At 64.4% G+C, this 17345-nt stretch carries 17 protein-coding genes; 14 read left to right on the plus strand and 3 right to left on the minus strand.

Going from position 1 to position 17345, the window contains the following annotated elements; all coding sequences use genetic code 11:
- Window positions 1–85 precede the first annotated feature (85 nt).
- Window positions 86–1306: an FAD-dependent oxidoreductase gene (locus IVA75_RS35910; RefSeq protein ID WP_247288530.1), complete on the plus strand. Its 1221-nt coding sequence runs from the start codon at window positions 86–88 to the stop codon at window positions 1304–1306.
- Here IVA75_RS35910 and IVA75_RS35915 read toward each other — a convergent pair whose 3' ends face one another.
- Both IVA75_RS35915 and IVA75_RS35920 read right to left on the minus strand, forming a co-directional pair.
- Entirely contained in the window at window positions 1307–2224 is a 918-nt protein-coding gene (locus IVA75_RS35915) for a ribokinase (RefSeq protein WP_247289089.1), read from the minus strand.
- A gap of 17 nt (window positions 2225–2241) precedes the next feature.
- Window positions 2242–3135: a sugar kinase gene (locus tag IVA75_RS35920; RefSeq protein WP_007593904.1), complete on the minus strand. Its 894-nt coding sequence runs from the start codon at window positions 3133–3135 to the stop codon at window positions 2242–2244.
- A 210-nt stretch (window positions 3136–3345) separates the two neighbouring features.
- Between IVA75_RS35920 and IVA75_RS35925 the strand changes: the two genes are divergently transcribed.
- The 9 genes from IVA75_RS35925 to IVA75_RS35965 all read left to right on the plus strand — a co-directional run bounded on the left by IVA75_RS35925 (window position 3346) and on the right by IVA75_RS35965 (window position 12654).
- On the plus strand, window positions 3346–4194 hold the full coding sequence (locus IVA75_RS35925; RefSeq protein ID WP_247288531.1) for a VOC family protein: 849 nt from the start codon (window positions 3346–3348) through the stop codon (window positions 4192–4194).
- Window positions 4195–4414: 220 nt separating this feature from the next.
- Window positions 4415–5074, plus strand: a complete 660-nt coding sequence (locus IVA75_RS35930; RefSeq protein ID WP_027568868.1) for a TetR/AcrR family transcriptional regulator — start codon at window positions 4415–4417, stop codon at window positions 5072–5074.
- Window positions 5075–5314: 240 nt separating this feature from the next.
- Window positions 5315–6124 (plus strand): ABC transporter permease, encoded by an 810-nt coding sequence (locus IVA75_RS35935; RefSeq protein WP_007593901.1) that lies wholly within the window; start codon window positions 5315–5317, stop codon window positions 6122–6124.
- Window positions 6125–6187: 63 nt separating this feature from the next.
- On the plus strand, window positions 6188–7180 hold the full coding sequence (locus tag IVA75_RS35940; RefSeq protein WP_027568870.1) for an ABC transporter substrate-binding protein: 993 nt from the start codon (window positions 6188–6190) through the stop codon (window positions 7178–7180).
- Window positions 7177–8025: an ATP-binding cassette domain-containing protein gene (locus IVA75_RS35945; RefSeq protein WP_247288532.1), complete on the plus strand. Its 849-nt coding sequence runs from the start codon at window positions 7177–7179 to the stop codon at window positions 8023–8025. The genes IVA75_RS35940 and IVA75_RS35945 overlap by 4 nt, the downstream gene beginning before the upstream one ends.
- A gap of 4 nt (window positions 8026–8029) precedes the next feature.
- The gene (locus IVA75_RS35950) at window positions 8030–9427 is read left to right on the plus strand and encodes a hypothetical protein (protein WP_247288533.1); all 1398 of its coding nucleotides are present in this window, start codon (window positions 8030–8032) and stop codon (window positions 9425–9427) included.
- Complete coding sequence (locus IVA75_RS35955) at window positions 9424–10575, plus strand: Gfo/Idh/MocA family oxidoreductase (protein WP_247288534.1); 1152 nt, start codon at window positions 9424–9426, stop codon at window positions 10573–10575. The genes IVA75_RS35950 and IVA75_RS35955 overlap by 4 nt, the downstream gene beginning before the upstream one ends.
- Window positions 10576–10585: 10 nt before the next feature.
- The gene (locus IVA75_RS35960; protein ID WP_247288535.1) at window positions 10586–11791 is read left to right on the plus strand and encodes a dihydrodipicolinate synthase family protein; all 1206 of its coding nucleotides are present in this window, start codon (window positions 10586–10588) and stop codon (window positions 11789–11791) included.
- Window positions 11791–12654 (plus strand): sugar phosphate isomerase/epimerase family protein, encoded by an 864-nt coding sequence (locus IVA75_RS35965; protein WP_247288536.1) that lies wholly within the window; start codon window positions 11791–11793, stop codon window positions 12652–12654. The genes IVA75_RS35960 and IVA75_RS35965 overlap by 1 nt, the downstream gene beginning before the upstream one ends.
- 137 nt (window positions 12655–12791) lie before the next feature.
- Here IVA75_RS35965 and IVA75_RS35970 read toward each other — a convergent pair whose 3' ends face one another.
- Window positions 12792–14012 (minus strand): cytochrome P450, encoded by a 1221-nt coding sequence (locus IVA75_RS35970; RefSeq protein WP_247359676.1) that lies wholly within the window; start codon window positions 14010–14012, stop codon window positions 12792–12794.
- 107 nt (window positions 14013–14119) lie between these two features.
- Between IVA75_RS35970 and IVA75_RS35975 the strand changes: the two genes are divergently transcribed.
- The 4 genes from IVA75_RS35975 (at window position 14120) to IVA75_RS35990 (ending at window position 17282) form a co-directional block, all read left to right on the plus strand.
- Window positions 14120–14665 (plus strand): phosphonopyruvate decarboxylase, encoded by a 546-nt coding sequence (locus IVA75_RS35975; RefSeq protein WP_247288539.1) that lies wholly within the window; start codon window positions 14120–14122, stop codon window positions 14663–14665.
- Window positions 14662–15252 (plus strand): thiamine pyrophosphate-dependent enzyme, encoded by a 591-nt coding sequence (locus IVA75_RS35980; RefSeq protein WP_247288540.1) that lies wholly within the window; start codon window positions 14662–14664, stop codon window positions 15250–15252. The genes IVA75_RS35975 and IVA75_RS35980 overlap by 4 nt, the downstream gene beginning before the upstream one ends.
- Before the next feature lie 133 nt (window positions 15253–15385).
- A complete protein-coding gene (locus IVA75_RS35985; protein ID WP_247289091.1) occupies window positions 15386–16087 on the plus strand; it encodes a TetR/AcrR family transcriptional regulator in 702 nt (233 codons plus the stop codon).
- A gap of 1 nt (window position 16088) precedes the next feature.
- Entirely contained in the window at window positions 16089–17282 is a 1194-nt protein-coding gene (locus IVA75_RS35990) for an efflux RND transporter periplasmic adaptor subunit (protein ID WP_247288541.1), read from the plus strand.
- The last annotated feature ends 63 nt before the right edge of the window (window positions 17283–17345 follow it).

The raw sequence follows: 17345 nt of genomic DNA on the forward strand, positions 1-17345 counted from the left end.
CCGGCTCCTCCTAGGCTAGCAAGCCAAAATCAGAGAGAGGAGACGACATGGGTGACGCTCGTGTCTTGCGGAAATGGGCTGTCCAATGACGGATGGTCCGGTGGTCGTTATCGGTGCCGGCCATGGCGGCTACCAGGTCGCGGCATCGCTGCGCCAGGCAGGATTTTCCGCGCCCATCTGCCTGGTCAATGACGAGGCGCATCTGCCCTATCAGCGGCCGCCGCTGTCCAAGGCCTACATCAAGGGTTCGTCCGGGCCGGAGAGCCTGATGTTCCGGCCGGAGAAATTCTACCAGGACCAGACCATCGAGCTGGTTGCGGGCCGCGCGGTGTCGATCGAACGCGCGGGGCGCAAGGTGCTGCTCGCCTCGGGCAGGACGCTGCCCTATGGCCACCTCGTGCTGGCGACCGGCGCGCGCAACCGGCTGCTCGATCTGCCCAATGCCAATCTCCCCGACGTGAAATATTTGCGCATCCTCGACGAGAGCGAGGCTCTGCGAGAGATCATCCCGTCGAAGACGCGGGTGGTGGTGATCGGCGCCGGCTTCATCGGCCTCGAATTCGCGGCCACCGCGCGCATCAAGGGGCTGGAGGTCGACGTGCTCGAACTCGCCCCGCGCGTGATGGCGCGCGCGGTGACGGCGGAGGTCTCGGAGTATTTTCAGGCGCGGCATCGCGAGGCCGGCATCCGCATTCACCTCGGCGTGCAGGCAACATCCATCGAGGCAGAGGGCGGCAAGGTCACCGGCGTCTCCTTGAGCGACGGAAGGCACCTGCCGGCCGACCTCGTCGTGGTCGGCGTCGGCGTGCTGCCGAATATCGAGCTCGCGGCGGAGGCGGGGCTGCCGGTCGCGGCCGGTATCATCGTCGACGAATATCTCTCGACCGCCGATCCCGATATCTCGGCGATCGGCGATTGCGCGCTGTTCAAAAGCCCGCGCTTCGGCGGATCGCAGCGGCTGGAATCGGTGCAGAATGCCACTGATCACGCGCGCTGCCTCGCGGCGCGGCTGACCGGCGACCGCAAGGCCTATGACAGCCATCCCTGGTTCTGGAGCGACCAGGGCGAGGACAAGCTCCAGATCGCAGGCCTCACCACCGGCTACGACCGCGTCGTGCTACGCGGCGATCCCGCCAAGAAGGCGTTCTCGGCGTTCTGCTACAAGGGCGACAGCCTGCTCGGCATCGAATCGATCAACCGTGCCGGCGACCACATGTTCGGCCGCCGCCTGTTCGGCCTGGATCGCTCGATCACGCCGGAGCAGGCCGCCGATGAAAGCTTTGACCTGAAGGGCGCGCTGGCGTGATCAGCCGGCGTTGAGGACGGCGGCGACTTCCGCGGCCGTCGGCATTGACGGCCCCGCGCCCATGCGCTGCACGGAGATCGAGGCGGCGGCATTGGCGAAGGCGAGTGCCGCGCGCAAGTCGACGCCGTCGGCAAGTTGCGCCGCGAGCGCTCCCACAAAACAATCGCCCGCGCCTGTGGTGTCGAGCGCCTTCACCACGCGGCCGGACACCGAAATCTCCTCGCGTCCCGCGAGCGCCAGCACGCCGCGCTTGCCGAGGGTCACACAGATGGTCTGGTCCTCGCGCGCCTGAAGTTTTCGCGCGACGTCGAGGATCCGCGAAGCCTCGTCCCTGTCGGACAACTCGACGCCGGCGAGGAGGCCGAGCTCGGTCTCGTTCAGCACGAGGATGTCGACCAGCGCGAGCAATTCGCCCGACATGGTTTGTGCCGGGGCCGGATTGAGCAGCGTCGTGGCGCCAATGTCGCGAGCCCGCTGGAAGAACGCGGCGATCGTCGGCAGCGGGATCTCGAATTGACTGACCGCGACATCGCCTTTCGTCAGCGGGACGGTCGCGACGTCGTCGATGCCGACGAGCGCATTGCTGCCGGGAATGACGACGATGGTGTTGTCGGCCTCCGCCACCGTGATGATGGCCGTGCCGGTGTGCGCCTCGGCCGTCTCGCGGATCGCGCCGAGATCGATGCCTTGCGCGCCGAGGAACGTCCTCAGCTCACCGCCGAACGAATCCTTGCCGAGCCGGCCGATCAACGTGGTCCCCGCGCCAAGCCGCGACGCCGCCACCGCCTGGTTGGCGCCCTTGCCACCCGGAAAATAGAGCACCTGCTTGCCGGCGACGGTCTCGCCGATCTTCGGATGGCGATCGGCTGTCGCCACCACATCCATGTTGATGCTGCCGGCGACGAAGACGCGCCCCATCATGACCCCTGCGAACGCTAGACCCTGACCTCGAACTCGTGCCTGACCTTGGCGATGTCGACCAGCGTCGGCAGGCCGGCTTCGTTGCCAAGGCGTTGGATCTTGAAGGTCGAGGCTGCCCGGGCAAAATCAAAATGCTCGCGCCAGCTTTTGCCGGGATGGGCAAGATAGGAATAGACATAGGCGCCGTGGAAGACGTCGCCTGCGCCGTTGGTGTCGATCACGCGCTCGCGTGGGATCGGCATCGCCGGCATCACCTGCACCGTTCCGGTCTCGTCGTACCAGAGCAGGCCCTTCTCGCCCATGGTGATGCCGCCGATCTTGCAGCCGCGGCTCTTGAGGTAATCCAGCATCTTCTCCGGCGTCAGATCCATCTGCTCGCACAGGCGCTCGGCAACGATGGCGACGTCGATGAATTCCAATAGCTCATGCGTGTTGGTGCGAAGGCCGCCACCGTCGAGCGAGGTCAAGATGCCGGCCTCGCGGCAGACTTTCGCGTAGTGGATCGCGGCATCGGGCTGGTGGCCGTCGACATGCAGTGCGCGGCAGCCGCCGAGATTGAGCATCGGGAATGGATGGATGTGGTCGTCGTCGCGGCAGCGGACGATCGCGCGCTTGCCGTCCTTCGGCATGATGAAGGAGAGCGAGGACTGGTTGACCTTCCGCCCATGCAGCGAGATCGCGTATTTCGCGCACATGTCCATGAACATGCGGCCGAGCCAGTCATTGGCCGCGGTGGCGATCAGATCGGGCACGATGCCGAGCTTGGCGCAGCAGAACGCCGCGGTCACCGCATTGCCGCCGAAGGAAACCGCGTAGTCGGAGGCCACGTGCTTCTCGTCGCCGGTCGGCATGTGGTCGGTGATGAAGACGACGTCGATATAGGTCTGTCCGATGAAGAGAGCCTGCATTGCTTGTCCGTGATGCGCTTTGTGGTCCCGGCCGGCGTGCTTACTGTAACACCGGTTCCGCCGCGGGACCGCTGAAATTATTCGCAAAACCGCCGCTCGGAGTGCTTGAGGTCGGCATGCGGCCGGAATACGACCATCGCCGGGCAATGCCAAGTCCGGACAAACGCCGTCTCTCGGTCCACGGTTCCGGGCCGATCAACAGGGGGAAGCATGATCACCGGCCTCGATCACGTCGTCGCTCTGGTCAGGGATATCGGTGCGGCCAGGGCGGCTTATCAGACGCTGCTCGGGCGCGCGCCGGCCTGGCAGAATTCGGGCGAGGGCGCCGACCGTGTGCTGTTCACTCTCGCGAACATGACGATCGAATTGATGGCGCCGAACGGCTTCAGCGTGACCGCCGATCGCATGCGCGCGCTGCTTGGCGACCAGGAAGGCGTGCTCGCCAGCCTGTGCTTTCGTGTCGCGGACATGAGCAAAACGCACCGGCGGCTGGAGCGGGTGGCACTCATGCCGGATCCGGTTGCCGAGGTCGAAAGCAGCGACGCGGAGAGCGGCGCGGTCCTGCACTGGAAGCGAACGCGCGCCGCCACGGAGCTCACGCGCGGCGTGCGCATGTTCTTCCTCGAACTGGCTGATGAGCGCCCGCTTTCGAAGACGACTGATATCGGGCCGATCGATGCGCTCGACCACGTCGTGATCACCACCGAGGATTCCGATCGCGCTGCCGCGCTCTATGGCGCGCGACTCGGGCTCGATCTGGCGCTCGACCGCTCGCATCAGGATTGGGGCCAGCTGATGTTTTTCCGCTGCGGCGATCTCGTCGTCGAGGTGGTGCGCCGCCCCGTTGCGGGCGGCGATTCCCTGCATGACCGCCTCTGGGGCCTGAGCTGGCGGGTGGCCGACATCGACGCCACGCGCGCCCGCCTGATTGCCGCCGGCCTCGACGTCAGCGACGTGCGCAACGGCCGCAAGCCGGGCACGCGGGTGATGACGGTGCGGACCGGCACCTGCGGCATCCAGACGGTCCTGCTGGAGCGCTCGCCGAAGCCGGTGGATTGAGGTTCAGTCCTCCCCTCGTCATTGCGAGGAGCTCTTGCGACGAAGCAATCCAGCTGTCTCCGTGGTGGCAGTCTGGATTGGGTCGCTACGCTCGCAATGACGAAACTATGCGGCGGGCCGAGCGCGTGTTACACGGCATCCTGATAGCACCCAGCGAGCACCCGGTTTGGCGAAAGCAGCGGCAAAGCGAACTCTGAAATGGCAGCGCGATCCCGAGGGGATGCGGCTGCGCATTCTCGAAGCCGCCAAGCAGGAATTCTCGGCGCACGGGCTTGCCGGTGCGCGCGTCGACCGCATCGCGGCCAACGCCGGCGCCAACAAGCGGATGCTGTATTATCACGTCGGCAACAAGGACGAGCTTTATCTCGCGGTGCTCGAAGGCGCCTACGACAAGATCCGCAGCGAGGAGCGCGGGCTCGATCTCGAACATCTCGACCCGCCCGAGGCGATCAGGCGCCTGATCGAGTTCACCTGGAATTACTTCCTGCGCAATCCCGAATTCCTGTCGCTGCTCCAGACCGAGAATCTCGCGCGCGCAAAGCATCTCAAGAAATCGACCAAGGTCAAGTCGATGCACTCGCCCTTCGTCGAGATGATCGGCACCGTGGTGCGGCGCGGCGTGTCCGGCGGCGACTTCAAGGTCGCGGTCGATCCTGTCCAGCTCTACATCTCGATCGCGGGACTGTGCTTCTTCTATCTGTCGAACTCGGCGACGCTCAGCGTGATCTTCGGTCGCGATTTGCTGGCCAAGGACGCCAAGGACGAGCGGCTGGACCACATGGTCGGCCTCGTGCTGGCGGCGCTGACGGGGCGCTCCGCAGCATTGCTAGATGCTACGAAGGCGCCGAAGTCGCGGGCCGCGGTGGCGCAGACGGCGTAGTCCATCGTCGTCCCGGCGAAGGCCGGGACCCATACCGCGTTATCTATCGATAGTGCGCGGTGGCCGTCCCCGCCAACCAGCCTTCGCCAATTTTGCCCTGTGGGTGTGGGTCCCGGCCTTCGCAGGGACGACACGACCTTTGCGGAACCCCAGCCCAAAACGCCGCAGGAAAACCGCTGGACAGTATTTACCCAACGGGTTAATTTCTCGCCCAACGAACAAGACGACCGGGAGTGAGACGTGGCTGAGCTGAAGCCGCAGAGTGCGGTGTCCAAGATGCTGAATGCGGCCTGGATCCGGCCGTTTTTGTTCCTGGTGTTCATCGTCGTGGCCTGGGATCTCGCGATCCGGCTGTTCAAGATTCCCGCCTACCAGATTCCGTCGCCCGGCGATGTCATTGCGGTGCTGCGCACCGATTGGCCGGAACTGCTGCGCCAGTCCTGGCCGACGACTTATGCAACCGTCTGCGGCTTCGCGCTCTCGGCGCTTTTTGGGATCCCCATCGCGATGCTGATCGCGGGCTCCAAGACAGTGGAGAGCTACGTCTATCCGCTGCTGGTGTTCTCGCAATCCGTGCCGAAGATCGCGATCGCTCCGCTGTTCGTGGTGTGGTTCGGCTTCGGCATCATTCCGAAAGTGATCTCGGCGTTCCTGCTTGGGTTTTTCCCGGTGGTGGTCTCCGCTGTGCAAGGCTTCAAATCCGTCGATCCGGATATGGTCGATCTCGCCCGCGCCATGCAGGGCAGCCGCTTCCAGGTGTTTTGCGCGGTGAACCTGCCGCATGCGCTGCCCGCGATCTTCTCCGGCCTCAAAGTGTCGGTGACGCTCGCCGTGGTCGGCGCCGTCGTCGGCGAGTTCGTCGGCTCCAATTCCGGCATCGGCTATGTGATGCAGCGCTCGATCGGCACCTTCGACCTGCCAACGATGTTTGCGGCCCTCGTGATCCTCGCGTTGCTCGGCGTCATCCTGTTCTGGATTGTGGACCGGATCGAGAAGCTGGTCATCCCCTGGCATGTCAGCCAGCGCGAGGACGTGATTTTCGCCTCTTAACAACAACCAAAGCAACGAACGGCCGCCAACGGCCGACGCAAACAACGACAAGGGAGTGTGACGATGAAGCGGTGGATAGGAGCTATCTCGGCGGCGCTGATGGTGTTTGCGGCCATGCCGGCGCAAGCGGCCGACAAGGTCGTGCTGATGCTCAACTGGTACGTCTATGGCGAGCACGCGCCGTTCTATTACGGCAAGGCCAAGGGCATTTATGCGGCCGAGGGCATCGACCTCGAAATTCAGGAAGGCCGTGGCTCGGCTGCGACCACCCAGGCGGTGGCCGCCAAGACCGCCGATTTCGGCTATGTCGACGTGCCCACCATGATGCGCGCGGCGATCAAGGGTGCGCCGGTGGTTGCGACCGGCGTGCTGCTCCAGACCAGCCCGATGTCCGCCATGGGTTTCGTCGACAAGAACATCAGGAAGCCCGAGGATATCAAGGGCAAGACGGTCGCGATCACGCCGGCCGATTCCATGACCCAGATCTGGCCGCTGTTCCTGAAGAAGACCGGCCTCAAGGAAAGCGACTTCCAGACGGTGGCGGGCGATGGCCAGACCAAGCTCAACGCGGTCATCAACGGCCAGGCTGACCTCTTGCTCGGCTACGTCATGGACCAGTCGATGAAGATCAAGGACGCCACCGGCAAGGACGTCTATCCGATCAAGTTCGCCGATTACGGCATCAACATGGTCTCCTCCGGCATCATTGCCAATACTGATTATGTGAAGGCCAATGCCGATCTCGTCCGCCGCTTCATGTCGGCCACGACCAAGGCGGTCGAGGCCGCTGAGAAGGAGCCGAAGGCGGCAGCGCAGTCGATCCTCGATGCCAACCCCAAGGGCGGCAAGATCGACACGCTGACGCAAGGTTTTGAGCTGACCATTCCGCTCTACCGGACGCCCGAGACCAAGAGCAAGCGGCCGTTCCAGGTCACCGACCAGAACATGACGGACTCGGTCAATCTGATGGTCGAATATGGCGGGCTCGACGCCAAGGCCAAGGAGAACCCGAAGGCGTTCTATACCAACGACTATCTGCCGAAGAGCGGTTCGTGAAACCCGCGACAACCATGAGCGAAACCCTGCAACCGGCCGCGCATCTGAGACTGGTGAGCGACCGGGCTGCCGGCGATGCATCGGGCATCAAGCTATCAGGCGTGTCGAAGACCTACCGGACGCGCGACGGCGATGTGCCGTCGTTGCGGCCGCTCGACTTCCACATTAATGACGGCGAGTTCTTCGTCGTGGTCGGCCCATCCGGCTGCGGCAAGTCCACGCTGCTCAAGCTGATCTCGGGACTGCTGCCGCCGACCACGGGCGATATCCTGGTCGAGGGCGAGAAGGTGACGGCGCCGCACGGCAATGTCGGCATCGTGTTCCAGAACGCGCTGCTGCTGCCATGGCGCAACATCCTGTCCAACGTGATGCTGCCGATCGACATGAAGCGGCTGCCGCGGCAGATATATCTCGACCGCGCCAAGGCGCTGTTGAAGCTGGTTGGGCTCGAAGGTTTCGAGAAGAAGCTGCCGTGGCAGCTCTCCGGTGGTATGCAGCAGCGCGCCTCGATTTGCCGCGCCCTGGTGCATGATCCCCGGATCATGCTGATGGACGAGCCGTTCGGCGCGCTCGACGCGTTGACGCGCGAGCGCATGAATGTCGAGCTGATGCGGATCCAGCGCGAGACCAGGAAGACGGTCCTGCTGATCACGCATTCGATCCCCGAGGCCGTGTTCCTCGCCGATCGCGTGCTGGTCATGACCGAGCGGCCCGGCGCGGTCGCCGCCATCTACGACGTGCCGCTGCCGCGCCCGCGCTCGCTGGACGTGATGGCCGACCCTGTGTTCACCGAACTCGTACAGCGCATCCGCAAGCACTTTTTCTCGCAAGGTTCGCTGGACTAAAGCCATGGCGCCGCGTCTGAAGCTGCGAGATATCGCGTTCTTCGAACGACCCGTGCAGTTCGCGCGGCCGTTCCGCTTCGGCGCGATCACCATCAATGCGACGCCGCAGCTTTTCGTGCGGGTCGAGATCGAGGTCGAGGGCAGGGGAAGTGCATTTGGTGCCAGCGCCGAGCTGCTGGTGCCGAAATGGTTCGACAAGCGGCCGGAGCTGTCGCCGGTGCAGACCGTCGATGATTTGCGCCGCTCGCTGGAGATCGCGCGGGGGCTTTATCTCGCGCGAACCGGATTTCTGACGGCATTCGATCTGCATGCATCGTGCGTCGGTGCCCAGGTCGCAACCTGTGCGAAAAAGAACATTCCGGCGCTTGCCGCGGCCTACGGCCCTGCGGAAATCGACAAAGCGATCCTCGACGCGCTGCTCCGTGCGGCCGAGACCAATTTTTTCGACGGCATGGCCGGCAACATCGCCGGCATCGATGCGCGGCTTTCGCCCGACCTGAAGGACACGGATCTCAAGACGTTTCTATCCGGCCGGAAGCCGCTGGCGCGCGTTGCCATCAGGCATACCGTCGGTCTCGACGACACCGTTGAAGGCGAGGGCGGAGTTGCAGATCCCCACGAGAACTCCGGTGCAAGGTACTTCAAGCTGAAGCTGTCGGGGGACCCCGTCGGCGATGCAGCGCGGCTGGCGCGCATTGGCAAGGAGCTCGATGCGCTGGACCGTGACTACAAAGTGACGCTCGATGCCAACGAGCAATATGCCGATCTCGCAGCCTTGCATGAACTCATCGGCCGGCTCGACCATGACACTGCGCTGCGATCGATTTCATCCAGGCTGCTCTATGTCGAGCAGCCAATGCCGCGCGATGTCACGAGGCTGTCACCGCTCGGCTCGCTCGCTGCGCGTGGCTTCATCATCGACGAAGCCGACGATTCCTACGACGCGTTTCCTGCGGCACGGGCGCTTGGCTATCACGGCATCTCGTCGAAATCGTGCAAAGGGCTTTACAAGTCCATCGTCAACGCGACGCGCGCGGCGAAATGGAGCGGGGCCGGCGAAAGATTCTTCGTGACCGGCGAGGACCTGACCTGCCAGGCGGGCCTCGCCCTGCAGCAGGACCTTGCGCTCGGTGCCTTCATCGGCATCACCCATGCCGAACGTAACGGCCACCACTACGTCGATGGCTTCGTTGATACGCCCGCCGCGGAGGCCCAGGCTTTCGCCGTCGCGCATCCCGATCTTTACGCGGATGCCGGGCAGGGCATCCGCCTCTCCATTCACAACGGCGATCTCCCCACGGGATCGCTCAATGCAACGGGCTTTGCGACGTCGGTTCATCCGGACTGGTCGGCGCTACGCCCGCTCGAACAGCCAAAATCACTCTGGGAGCAATCGGCATGACCACGCAACGCCTCGGCCTCATCATGAACGGCGTCACGGGCCGCATGGGGCTCAATCAGCATCTGATCCGTTCGATCGTCGCGATCCGCGAGCAGGGCGGCGTCCGCTTGAAGAACGGCGACCGCGTGATGCCGGACCCGATCCTGGTCGGCCGCAGCGCCGAGAAGGTCGAGGGGCTCGCCAAGCGCTACAACATCACGCGCTGGACCACCGATCTCGATGCCGCCCTCGCCGACAAGAACGACACCATGTTCTTCGATGCCGCGACCACACAGGCACGGCCGGGCCTTTTGACCCAGGCCATCAATGCCGGCAAGCACGTTTATTGCGAGAAGCCGATCGCGACGAACTTCGAGGCGGCGCTCGAGGTCGTCAAGCTCGCCAATTCCAAGGGCGTCAAGCACGGCACGGTGCAGGACAAGCTGTTCCTGCCCGGCCTGAAGAAGATTGCCTTCCTGCGCGACTCCGGCTTCTTCGGCCGCATCCTCTCGGTGCGCGGCGAGTTCGGCTATTGGGTGTTCGAAGGTGGCTGGCAGGAGGCGCAGCGGCCGTCATGGAATTATCGCGACGAGGACGGCGGCGGCATCATCCTCGACATGGTTTGCCACTGGCGCTACGTGCTCGACAATCTCTTCGGCGAGGTCGAGAGCGTGAGCTGCATCGGCAACACCGACATCCCGGAGCGTTTCGACGAGCAGGGCAAGAAGTACAAGGCGACCGCCGACGACTCCGCCTATGCCACGTTCCAGCTCAAGGGCGGCGCCATCGCCCACATCAACATGTCCTGGGTGACGCGCGTCTATCGCGACGATCTCGTCACCTTCCAGGTCGACGGCACGCTCGGCTCGGCCGTCGCCGGCCTTTCCGACTGCATGATCCAGGCACGGCAGGCGACGCCCCGACCGGTGTGGAATCCCGACGAGAAGCGGCTGCACGATTTCTACGGCGACTGGCAGAAGCTGCCTGACAACGTCACCTACGACAACGGCTTTAAGGAGCAGTGGGAGATGTTCATCCGCCACGTCTATGAAGATGCGCCCTACAAGTTCACGCTGCTCGAAGGCGTCAAGGGCGTGCAGCTCGCCGAATGCGCGCTCAAGAGCTGGAAGGAGCGGCGCTGGATCGATGTCGCGCCGATCAAGGTCTGAGGAGGGAATAATGAACAAGCCCGTCCAGCCCAAGCCCGTCCCTTCAACGTCGTCCCTGTCGCTCAAGCTGCCAAAAGCCGATCGCTCGATCGAGACCTACCGGCTCGCGGCCTCGCGGACGTTTCCCGCAAAGCTCGAGGGACCGCTGAACCGCATCGCGTTCTCGGCCGTCCATACCGTGGTCGATCCCTTCGCCGACAACGACCCGTGGCTCTCCGCTGCCGTCGACTGGGACAAGACCATCGCCTTTCGCGAGCACGTCTGGGACCTCGGGCTCGGCGTCGCGGAAGCCATGGACACCGCGCAGCGCGGCATGGGGCTGGATTGGCCGACCTCGCTGGAGCTGATCACGCGCTCGGTGTCTGCCGCGAAGCGACGCAACGGCCTGGTGTTTTCCGGCGCGGGCACGGACCATCTCCCGGTCGAGGACGCCAAAAATCTCGACGACGTGATCCGCGCCTATGAGGAGCAGGTATCGGCGGTCGAGAAGGTCGGCGGCCGCATCATCTTGATGGCGTCGCGCGCGCTGGCGAAGCTTGGCCGTAACGCCGACGATTACGCAAAGGTCTATGACCGCGTGCTGTCGCAGGTTCGCGAGCCCGTGATCATCCACTGGCTCGGCGACATGTTCGATCCGGCGCTGACGGGATATTGGGGCACCAGCGATCTCGACAAGGCCATGGATATTGCGGTCGCCATCATCAACGGCAACGCCGCCAAGGTCGACGGTGTCAAGGTTTCGCTGCTCGACAAGCAGCGCGAGATCGACATGCGCCGTCGTCTCGACAAGCGCATCAAGATGTACACCGGCGACGACTTCAACTACGCGGAGCTGATCGCCGGCGACGAACAGGGCTTTTCGCACGCGCTGCTCGGTATTTTTGACGCGATCGCGCCGGCGGCGTCCTACGCCTTGTCGCGGCTTGCCGCGGGTGACGAAGCCGGCTTCCACGACGTGCTGGGGCCGACGGTCCCGCTGTCGCGCCACATCTTCAAGGCGCCGACGCGGTTCTACAAGACCGGCGTGGTGTTCATGGCATACCTCAATGGTCACCAGGACCATTTTACCATGGTCGGCGGGCAGGAGAGCACGCGCTCGACGCTGCATCTGGCCGAGCTGTTCCGGTTGGCCGACAAGGGCGGGCTGCTCGCCGATCCGGAGCTGGCGACGCTGCGGATGAAGGCGGTGCTCTCAACGCACGGAATCGAATCCTGATGCGTGATTTCTCGTCCGACCATCGCTGGCTATCGCTCAACACGGCGACAATCCGCAAGCAGGGTGACCTCGTGGAGATCGTCGAGGCCTGTGCCAGGCGCGGCATCCGCGCCATCGATCCCTGGCGCGACCAGGTCGCAGCCGTCGGCCTCGAGCGTGCCGCGCGTGCGGTGCGCGATGCCGGTCTCGACCTGTCGGGCTATTGCCGTGGCGGCATGTTCACGTCGGACGCATCGCGCCGGAGCGAGGTGCGCGACGACAACCGGCGCTGCGTCGACGAAGCCAAGGCGCTGGGAGCCCCCTGCATCGTTCTCGTGGTCGGCGGCCTGCCGCAATATTCGCGGCCCGGCAGCGAGGCGTCGAAGGACATTGCCGGCGCGCGGACGCAGGTCGAGGAGGCGCTCGCCGAAATGCTCGACTACGCCAAACAGGCCAAGCTGCCGCTGGCGATCGAGCCGCTGCATCCGGCCTATGCGGCGGACCGCGCCTGCGTCAACACGACGAAACAGGCGCTCGACATCTGCGACCGGCTCGACCCTGATCGCAGCGGCATGCTCGGCGTCGCGCTCGACGTCTATCACATTTGGTGGGATCCGGAGCTGATGGGGCAGATCGCGCGCGCCGGCCGAGATCGCCTGCTGGCCTTCCATGTCTGCGACTGGCTGGTGCCGACCAAGGACATTCTCAATGACCGCGGCATGATGGGCGACGGCGTGATCGACATCAAATCGGTGCGCGAAGCGGTCGAAGCACAGGGCTTTGCCGGCTATTCGGAGATCGAAATCTTCTCCAACGAGTGGTGGAGTAAACCGATGGACGAGGTGCTGCAAACCTGCATCGCGCGGCACAAGACGGTGGTTTAGGCCTTCCGGAATTTGTTGCGCGCGGCGGCGCCGATGGCCTGAGATGTCAATTGGTTGCGTGGGATCACCGGCACATCGCGCGCCGGTAACCTTCTACTGTGCATGGGGTTGTTTTCGCGTTTTGTTGTTTTGAGGCCTCAACCGATCGCGCAGGGCACGCTCAAAAAGCCGCGGAACCGCACCCGTCCGCCCCTGACCGGCTGTCCGCTCACGGCATAGTTCGGGAAGCGCGCCAGGAAGCGTGAGACCGCGATGGCGCCTTCCAGCCGCGCCAGCGCCATGCCGGCGCATTGATGCGCACCGGTGGCGAAGGCGAGATGCCGGTTCCGCGTGCGCGCGATGTCGAAGCTCTCGGGGTCCGGAAACTGCGCCGGATCGCGGTTGGCCGCGCCGATGCACAGCGTAATCGACGTGCCGGCATCCAGCATGACGCCGCCGAGCTCGACCCGCTCCGTGGTCATGCGGTTGCCGAGTTGGTTCGAACTCTCGTAGCGCAGCATCTCTTCGACCGCAGTCTTGATCAGCTCGGGATTGTCGATCAGCCGCCGCTTCTGATCCGGGTTCCGGTCGAGCGCCACGAGGCCGTTGCCGATCAGGTTGGTGGTGGTCTCGTGGCCGGCATTGAGCAGGAAGATGCAATTGTGCAGCAGCTCCTTCTCTGTCAGCCGCTCGCCGTTGTCCTCGCCCTGGATCAGGCGCGTCAGCACGTCGCGTTCGGGGTTGCCAGGCTTCGCTCGTCGGCGTGCGACCAGCGTTTCGAGATAGGCGAGAAAATCCGCCACGGCCTTGTTGCCGCGGGCAGCGACCTCAGGCGACACGACCGGTTCGAGGGCGCCCAGGATCGCCAGCGACCACTCGCGCAGCGGCGCGCGCTCGTCATGGGGCACGTCGAGCAGATTGCCGATCACCTCGATCGGGATCGAGGCGGCGAAGTCCTCGATCAGCTCGCAGCTGCCTTTGACGGCGATGGCGTCGAGCAGGCCGTCGACCAGCTTGATGATGTCAGGCTCCATCCCCGCGATCGCGCGCGGCGACAGCGCGCCCGTGATCAGGCGCCGCACGCGCGTATGCGCCGGCGGATCGTTGAAGACGAGGCTCGTGGTGTGGTGCTCGTAGAGCAGGGTGTCGCCGTATTTCGGCGCGAACTCGCGCTTCTTGTCCGAGCTGAACGACTTTGTGTTCTTGTAGGTCGTGACGAGATCGTCATAGCGGGTCAGGAACACGGTGCCGTTGCGCAGGCGCTTGACCGGCTCGTTCTCCCGCAGTGCACGATAGGTCGGGTAGGGATCGTCGTAGAATTCCGGCGTCAGCTTCTCCAGATCGAAACTGGCCGCCAGTTCATTCGCACTTGCGTTCATGCCGCCATACTCGCCCGTTGAGTCCGATATGCTGTATTCGCTCTTTTGAGCGGCTCGGTTCACCGTCTACAGTCGAGCTGCGATTTGCAAGCCGACCGGACAGGAAAATGCACGCCCGCTCTGACGCTGCCGACACGGACCCTTTTTCATGGCCAGACGATATCTTCGCGGCCCTGCAACGCTTCGACGTCCGGCAGGTGCCCTACGTGCCCGACGCCGGCCATTCGAGGCTGATCCAGCGCGTGCTGGCCTCGTCCACCATGCGCGGCATTCCGCTGACGACGGAGGAGGAGGGCGTCGCGCTGCTCGCCGGCGCCTGGACGGGCGGCCAGCGCGGCGTGCTGTTGATGCAGTCGAGCGGGGTCGGCAATTGCATCAACATGCTGTCGCTGATCCCGATCCTGCGCTTTCCTTTCCTCACGTTGGTGACCATGCGAGGGGAGTGGGGCGAGTTCAATCCGTGGCAGGTGCCGATGGGATCGACCACGCAGGGCGTGTTCGAGCTCTCGGGTGTCAAGGTGCTGCGGGCGTCTAACGCAGCCGAGGTGCCGACCGTGCTCGAGGCGGCGGCCGCGCAGGCCTACAACGCCCTCACGCCCACCGCCGTCCTGCTGTCGCAGCGCCTGATCGGCGCCAAGGTTTTCACCAAATGAGCAAGGCCAATCTCCTCGACCGCCGTCAGGTGGTGTCCACGCTTCTCGCGAACCGCAGGGACGTGGTTGCGATCGGCGGCCTCGGCGCCTCCACCAACGACATGTGCGCGGCCGGTGATCATGCCCGGAATTTCTACCTCTGGGGCGGCATGGGCGGGGCGTCGATGATCGGGTTGGGCCTCGCTCTGGCGCAGCCAAAATTGCCGGTGCTGGTGATCACCGGCGACGGCGAGATGCTGATGGGCATGGGCAGCCTTGCCACCATCGGCCTCCAGAAGCCGCCCAATCTCTCGATCGCGGTGCTCGACAACGAGGCCTATGGCGAGACCGGGGGCCAGGCCAGCCACACGGCCGCGGCGGCCGACCTCGTCGGCGTCGCCAGGGCCTGCGGCATCGGGGATAGCCGGTCTGTGACGACAATGGCCGAGGTCGAGGCCTTCGCCAGAGCCGTCCACGACGTCACCGCCGGGCCGCGCTTTGCCAATGTGAAGATCGACAGTGCCAATCTGGAGCGGATTTTGCCGAGCCGGGACGGGACTTACATTCTCAACCGGATTCGCGGCGACCTCGGCTTCCAACCGATCTAGGCGGGCGTTCCGGCGTCCCGTCCTGCACGGGGACCGTGTGGGCGAGGTCAATTTCCACTGAAATTACAACGCACTCAGGTTGCGATGCAGCATAGTGCTTGACTTTTGCGTGGGTGAGTGCTTACTCACTAGCATGAGCTCATTGCGTATGACGAGCGACCTGAGGCGTCAATTGATCCTCGGCGCCGCAAAGCGTTGCTTTGCCCGACACGGCTATACCGGCACCACGACCAAGAGCGTGGCGGCCGCCGCTGCCATTTCCGAAGCGTTGCTGTTCAAGCATTTCCCGTCCAAGGCCGCGCTGTACGCCGAAATTCTCAGCGACGAATGCGAGGCTGACCCGGCGCTCATGGAGCTGCTCGAACGTGAGCCGTCGACCGCCACGTTGGTCGAACTGATCCGCGGTATGGTGGGGCATTTCATGCACATCGCCGACGGGCCCGACCAGGAAGAGGCCCAGCGCCTGCGACTGATGACCACGAGTCATCTGGATGATGGCGAATTTGCCCGTTTGCTATATGCCAAGATCGAGACGCTGATCGGGGCGGCCTTCGTCGCCTCGCTCGAGCGTGCGGTTGCCGCGAGGGACGCGCGGCCATACAACGGCGAACCGCTCAACCTGTTCTGGTTTGCGCATCACACCGTGATGACCGCTGCGCTGACCAGGCTGCCGGCCACGCCGTGTCTCGCTTATGGCAAGGCGAACGACCTCGAGCGGCAGCTCTGTGAGTTTCTCCTGAGGGGTATCGGACTTAACGACGCCGCAATTGCTTCGCATTTGGGCCGCGATCAGGCCGCGTGTGCGGGCAAGACGGCGATTGCAGAGAGTGCATGACATGAACATCGTCACCGAACACAAGATTTCGGGCGAACCGATCGACAACAAGGCTCCCAAGCGTCCGGCCCGGCCGGTGCTCTGGTTCATCATCGTCGGCGCGCTTCTGGCCGTGCTCGTCGGTGGCCTCGTCTGGTTCAATTATTTCCGCGGCCAGATGATCAAGCAGTTCTTCGCCAACAACAAGCCGCCGCCGGTCGCGGTCAGCGCCGCCGAGGCGAAGTCCGAGGTGGTGCCGAACCTGCTGACCGCCGTCGGCGGGCTGTCTGCCGTGCACCAGGTCGACGTCAGCGCCGACGTCAACGGCCGCGTCACCGAGATCAAGTTCGAGCCGGGCACGCATGTCGAGGCCGGCACGCCGCTGGTGCAGATGTTCGACGCGCCGGAGCAGGGCGACCTCGCCAATTACAAGGCGCAGTCCACCGTCGCGCAGCTGTCGCTGGACCGCGCCAAGCAGCTGGCGTCGCGCCAGTTCGGCCCGCAGGCAACCGTCGATACCGCGCAGGCGGCGTACGATCAGGCGCTGGCGGGTATCGCCAAGACCGAAGCGTTGATCTCCCAGAAGCTGGTCCGCGCGCCGTTCGCCGGTGATCTCGGCGTCCGCAAGGTCGAGGTCGGCCAGTATCTGACCGCCGGCACGGCCATCGTTTCGCTGACGGATCTGTCGGAGCTGTGGGCCAACTTCACGGTGACGGAAAAGGACTCGGGCAATCTCAAGGTCGGTCAGCCGGTCCGGTTGAAGGTCGACGCCTATCCGGGCCGCACCTTCGACGCCAAGATCACCACGATCGAGCCGCAGATCTCGGCCGACACCCGCAACATCCGCGTGCAGGCGACCATCTCCAATCCGGAGAAGATCCTGAAGCCCGGTATGTTCGTGACCACCACGGTTGTGCTCCCGGACAAGCCGGCCGTGGTCACCGTGCCGGAGACGGCAGTCGACTACACGCTGTACGGCGACTCGGTGTTCGTGATCACCGAGAAGAAGGAAGCCGACGGCAAGACCAGCCTGAGCGCGGTGCGCACTTTCGTGCAGACCGGCAACCGGGTCGAAGGTCGCGTCGAAATCGTCAAGGGCGTGAAGCCAGGCGACAAGGTCGTCGCGGTCGGCCAACTCAAGCTGCAATCGGGCGCGGCGGTGTCGATTTCGACCGACCCGGCTCCGCAGCTCCCGGCGCAGCCGCCGCGCTACTGACATCGTACACGTTGCAGCATGATCCGGCACGGCCGGGTCATGCGCTTTGCAAGTCAAAGAAAT

It is taken from the genome of Bradyrhizobium sp. 134 (genome assembly GCF_023074155.1).
Lineage (GTDB): Bacteria > Pseudomonadota > Alphaproteobacteria > Rhizobiales > Xanthobacteraceae > Bradyrhizobium.

Excerpts from the sequence above, each read along its gene's own strand:
- IVA75_RS35910 (WP_247288530.1), top strand. The coding sequence starts at position 86 with ATGACGGATGGTCCGGTGGTCGTTATCGGTGCCGGCCATGGCGGCTAC.
- IVA75_RS35955 (WP_247288534.1), top strand. The coding sequence starts at position 9,424 with ATGACCACGCAACGCCTCGGCCTCATCATGAACGGCGTCACGGGCCGC.
- IVA75_RS35920 (WP_007593904.1), bottom strand. The coding sequence starts at position 3,135 with ATGCAGGCTCTCTTCATCGGACAGACCTATATCGACGTCGTCTTCATC.
- IVA75_RS35940 (WP_027568870.1), top strand. The coding sequence starts at position 6,188 with ATGAAGCGGTGGATAGGAGCTATCTCGGCGGCGCTGATGGTGTTTGCG.
- IVA75_RS35980 (WP_247288540.1), top strand. The coding sequence starts at position 14,662 with ATGAGCAAGGCCAATCTCCTCGACCGCCGTCAGGTGGTGTCCACGCTT.
- IVA75_RS35965 (WP_247288536.1), top strand. The coding sequence starts at position 11,791 with ATGCGTGATTTCTCGTCCGACCATCGCTGGCTATCGCTCAACACGGCG.
- IVA75_RS35930 (WP_027568868.1), top strand. The coding sequence starts at position 4,415 with ATGCGGCTGCGCATTCTCGAAGCCGCCAAGCAGGAATTCTCGGCGCAC.
- IVA75_RS35950 (WP_247288533.1), top strand. The coding sequence starts at position 8,030 with ATGGCGCCGCGTCTGAAGCTGCGAGATATCGCGTTCTTCGAACGACCC.
- IVA75_RS35970 (WP_247359676.1), bottom strand. The coding sequence starts at position 14,012 with ATGAACGCAAGTGCGAATGAACTGGCGGCCAGTTTCGATCTGGAGAAG.
- IVA75_RS35915 (WP_247289089.1), bottom strand. The coding sequence starts at position 2,224 with ATGGGGCGCGTCTTCGTCGCCGGCAGCATCAACATGGATGTGGTGGCG.
- IVA75_RS35925 (WP_247288531.1), top strand. The coding sequence starts at position 3,346 with ATGATCACCGGCCTCGATCACGTCGTCGCTCTGGTCAGGGATATCGGT.
- IVA75_RS35960 (WP_247288535.1), top strand. The coding sequence starts at position 10,586 with ATGAACAAGCCCGTCCAGCCCAAGCCCGTCCCTTCAACGTCGTCCCTG.
- IVA75_RS35985 (WP_247289091.1), top strand. The coding sequence starts at position 15,386 with ATGAGCTCATTGCGTATGACGAGCGACCTGAGGCGTCAATTGATCCTC.
- IVA75_RS35990 (WP_247288541.1), top strand. The coding sequence starts at position 16,089 with ATGAACATCGTCACCGAACACAAGATTTCGGGCGAACCGATCGACAAC.
- IVA75_RS35975 (WP_247288539.1), top strand. The coding sequence starts at position 14,120 with ATGCACGCCCGCTCTGACGCTGCCGACACGGACCCTTTTTCATGGCCA.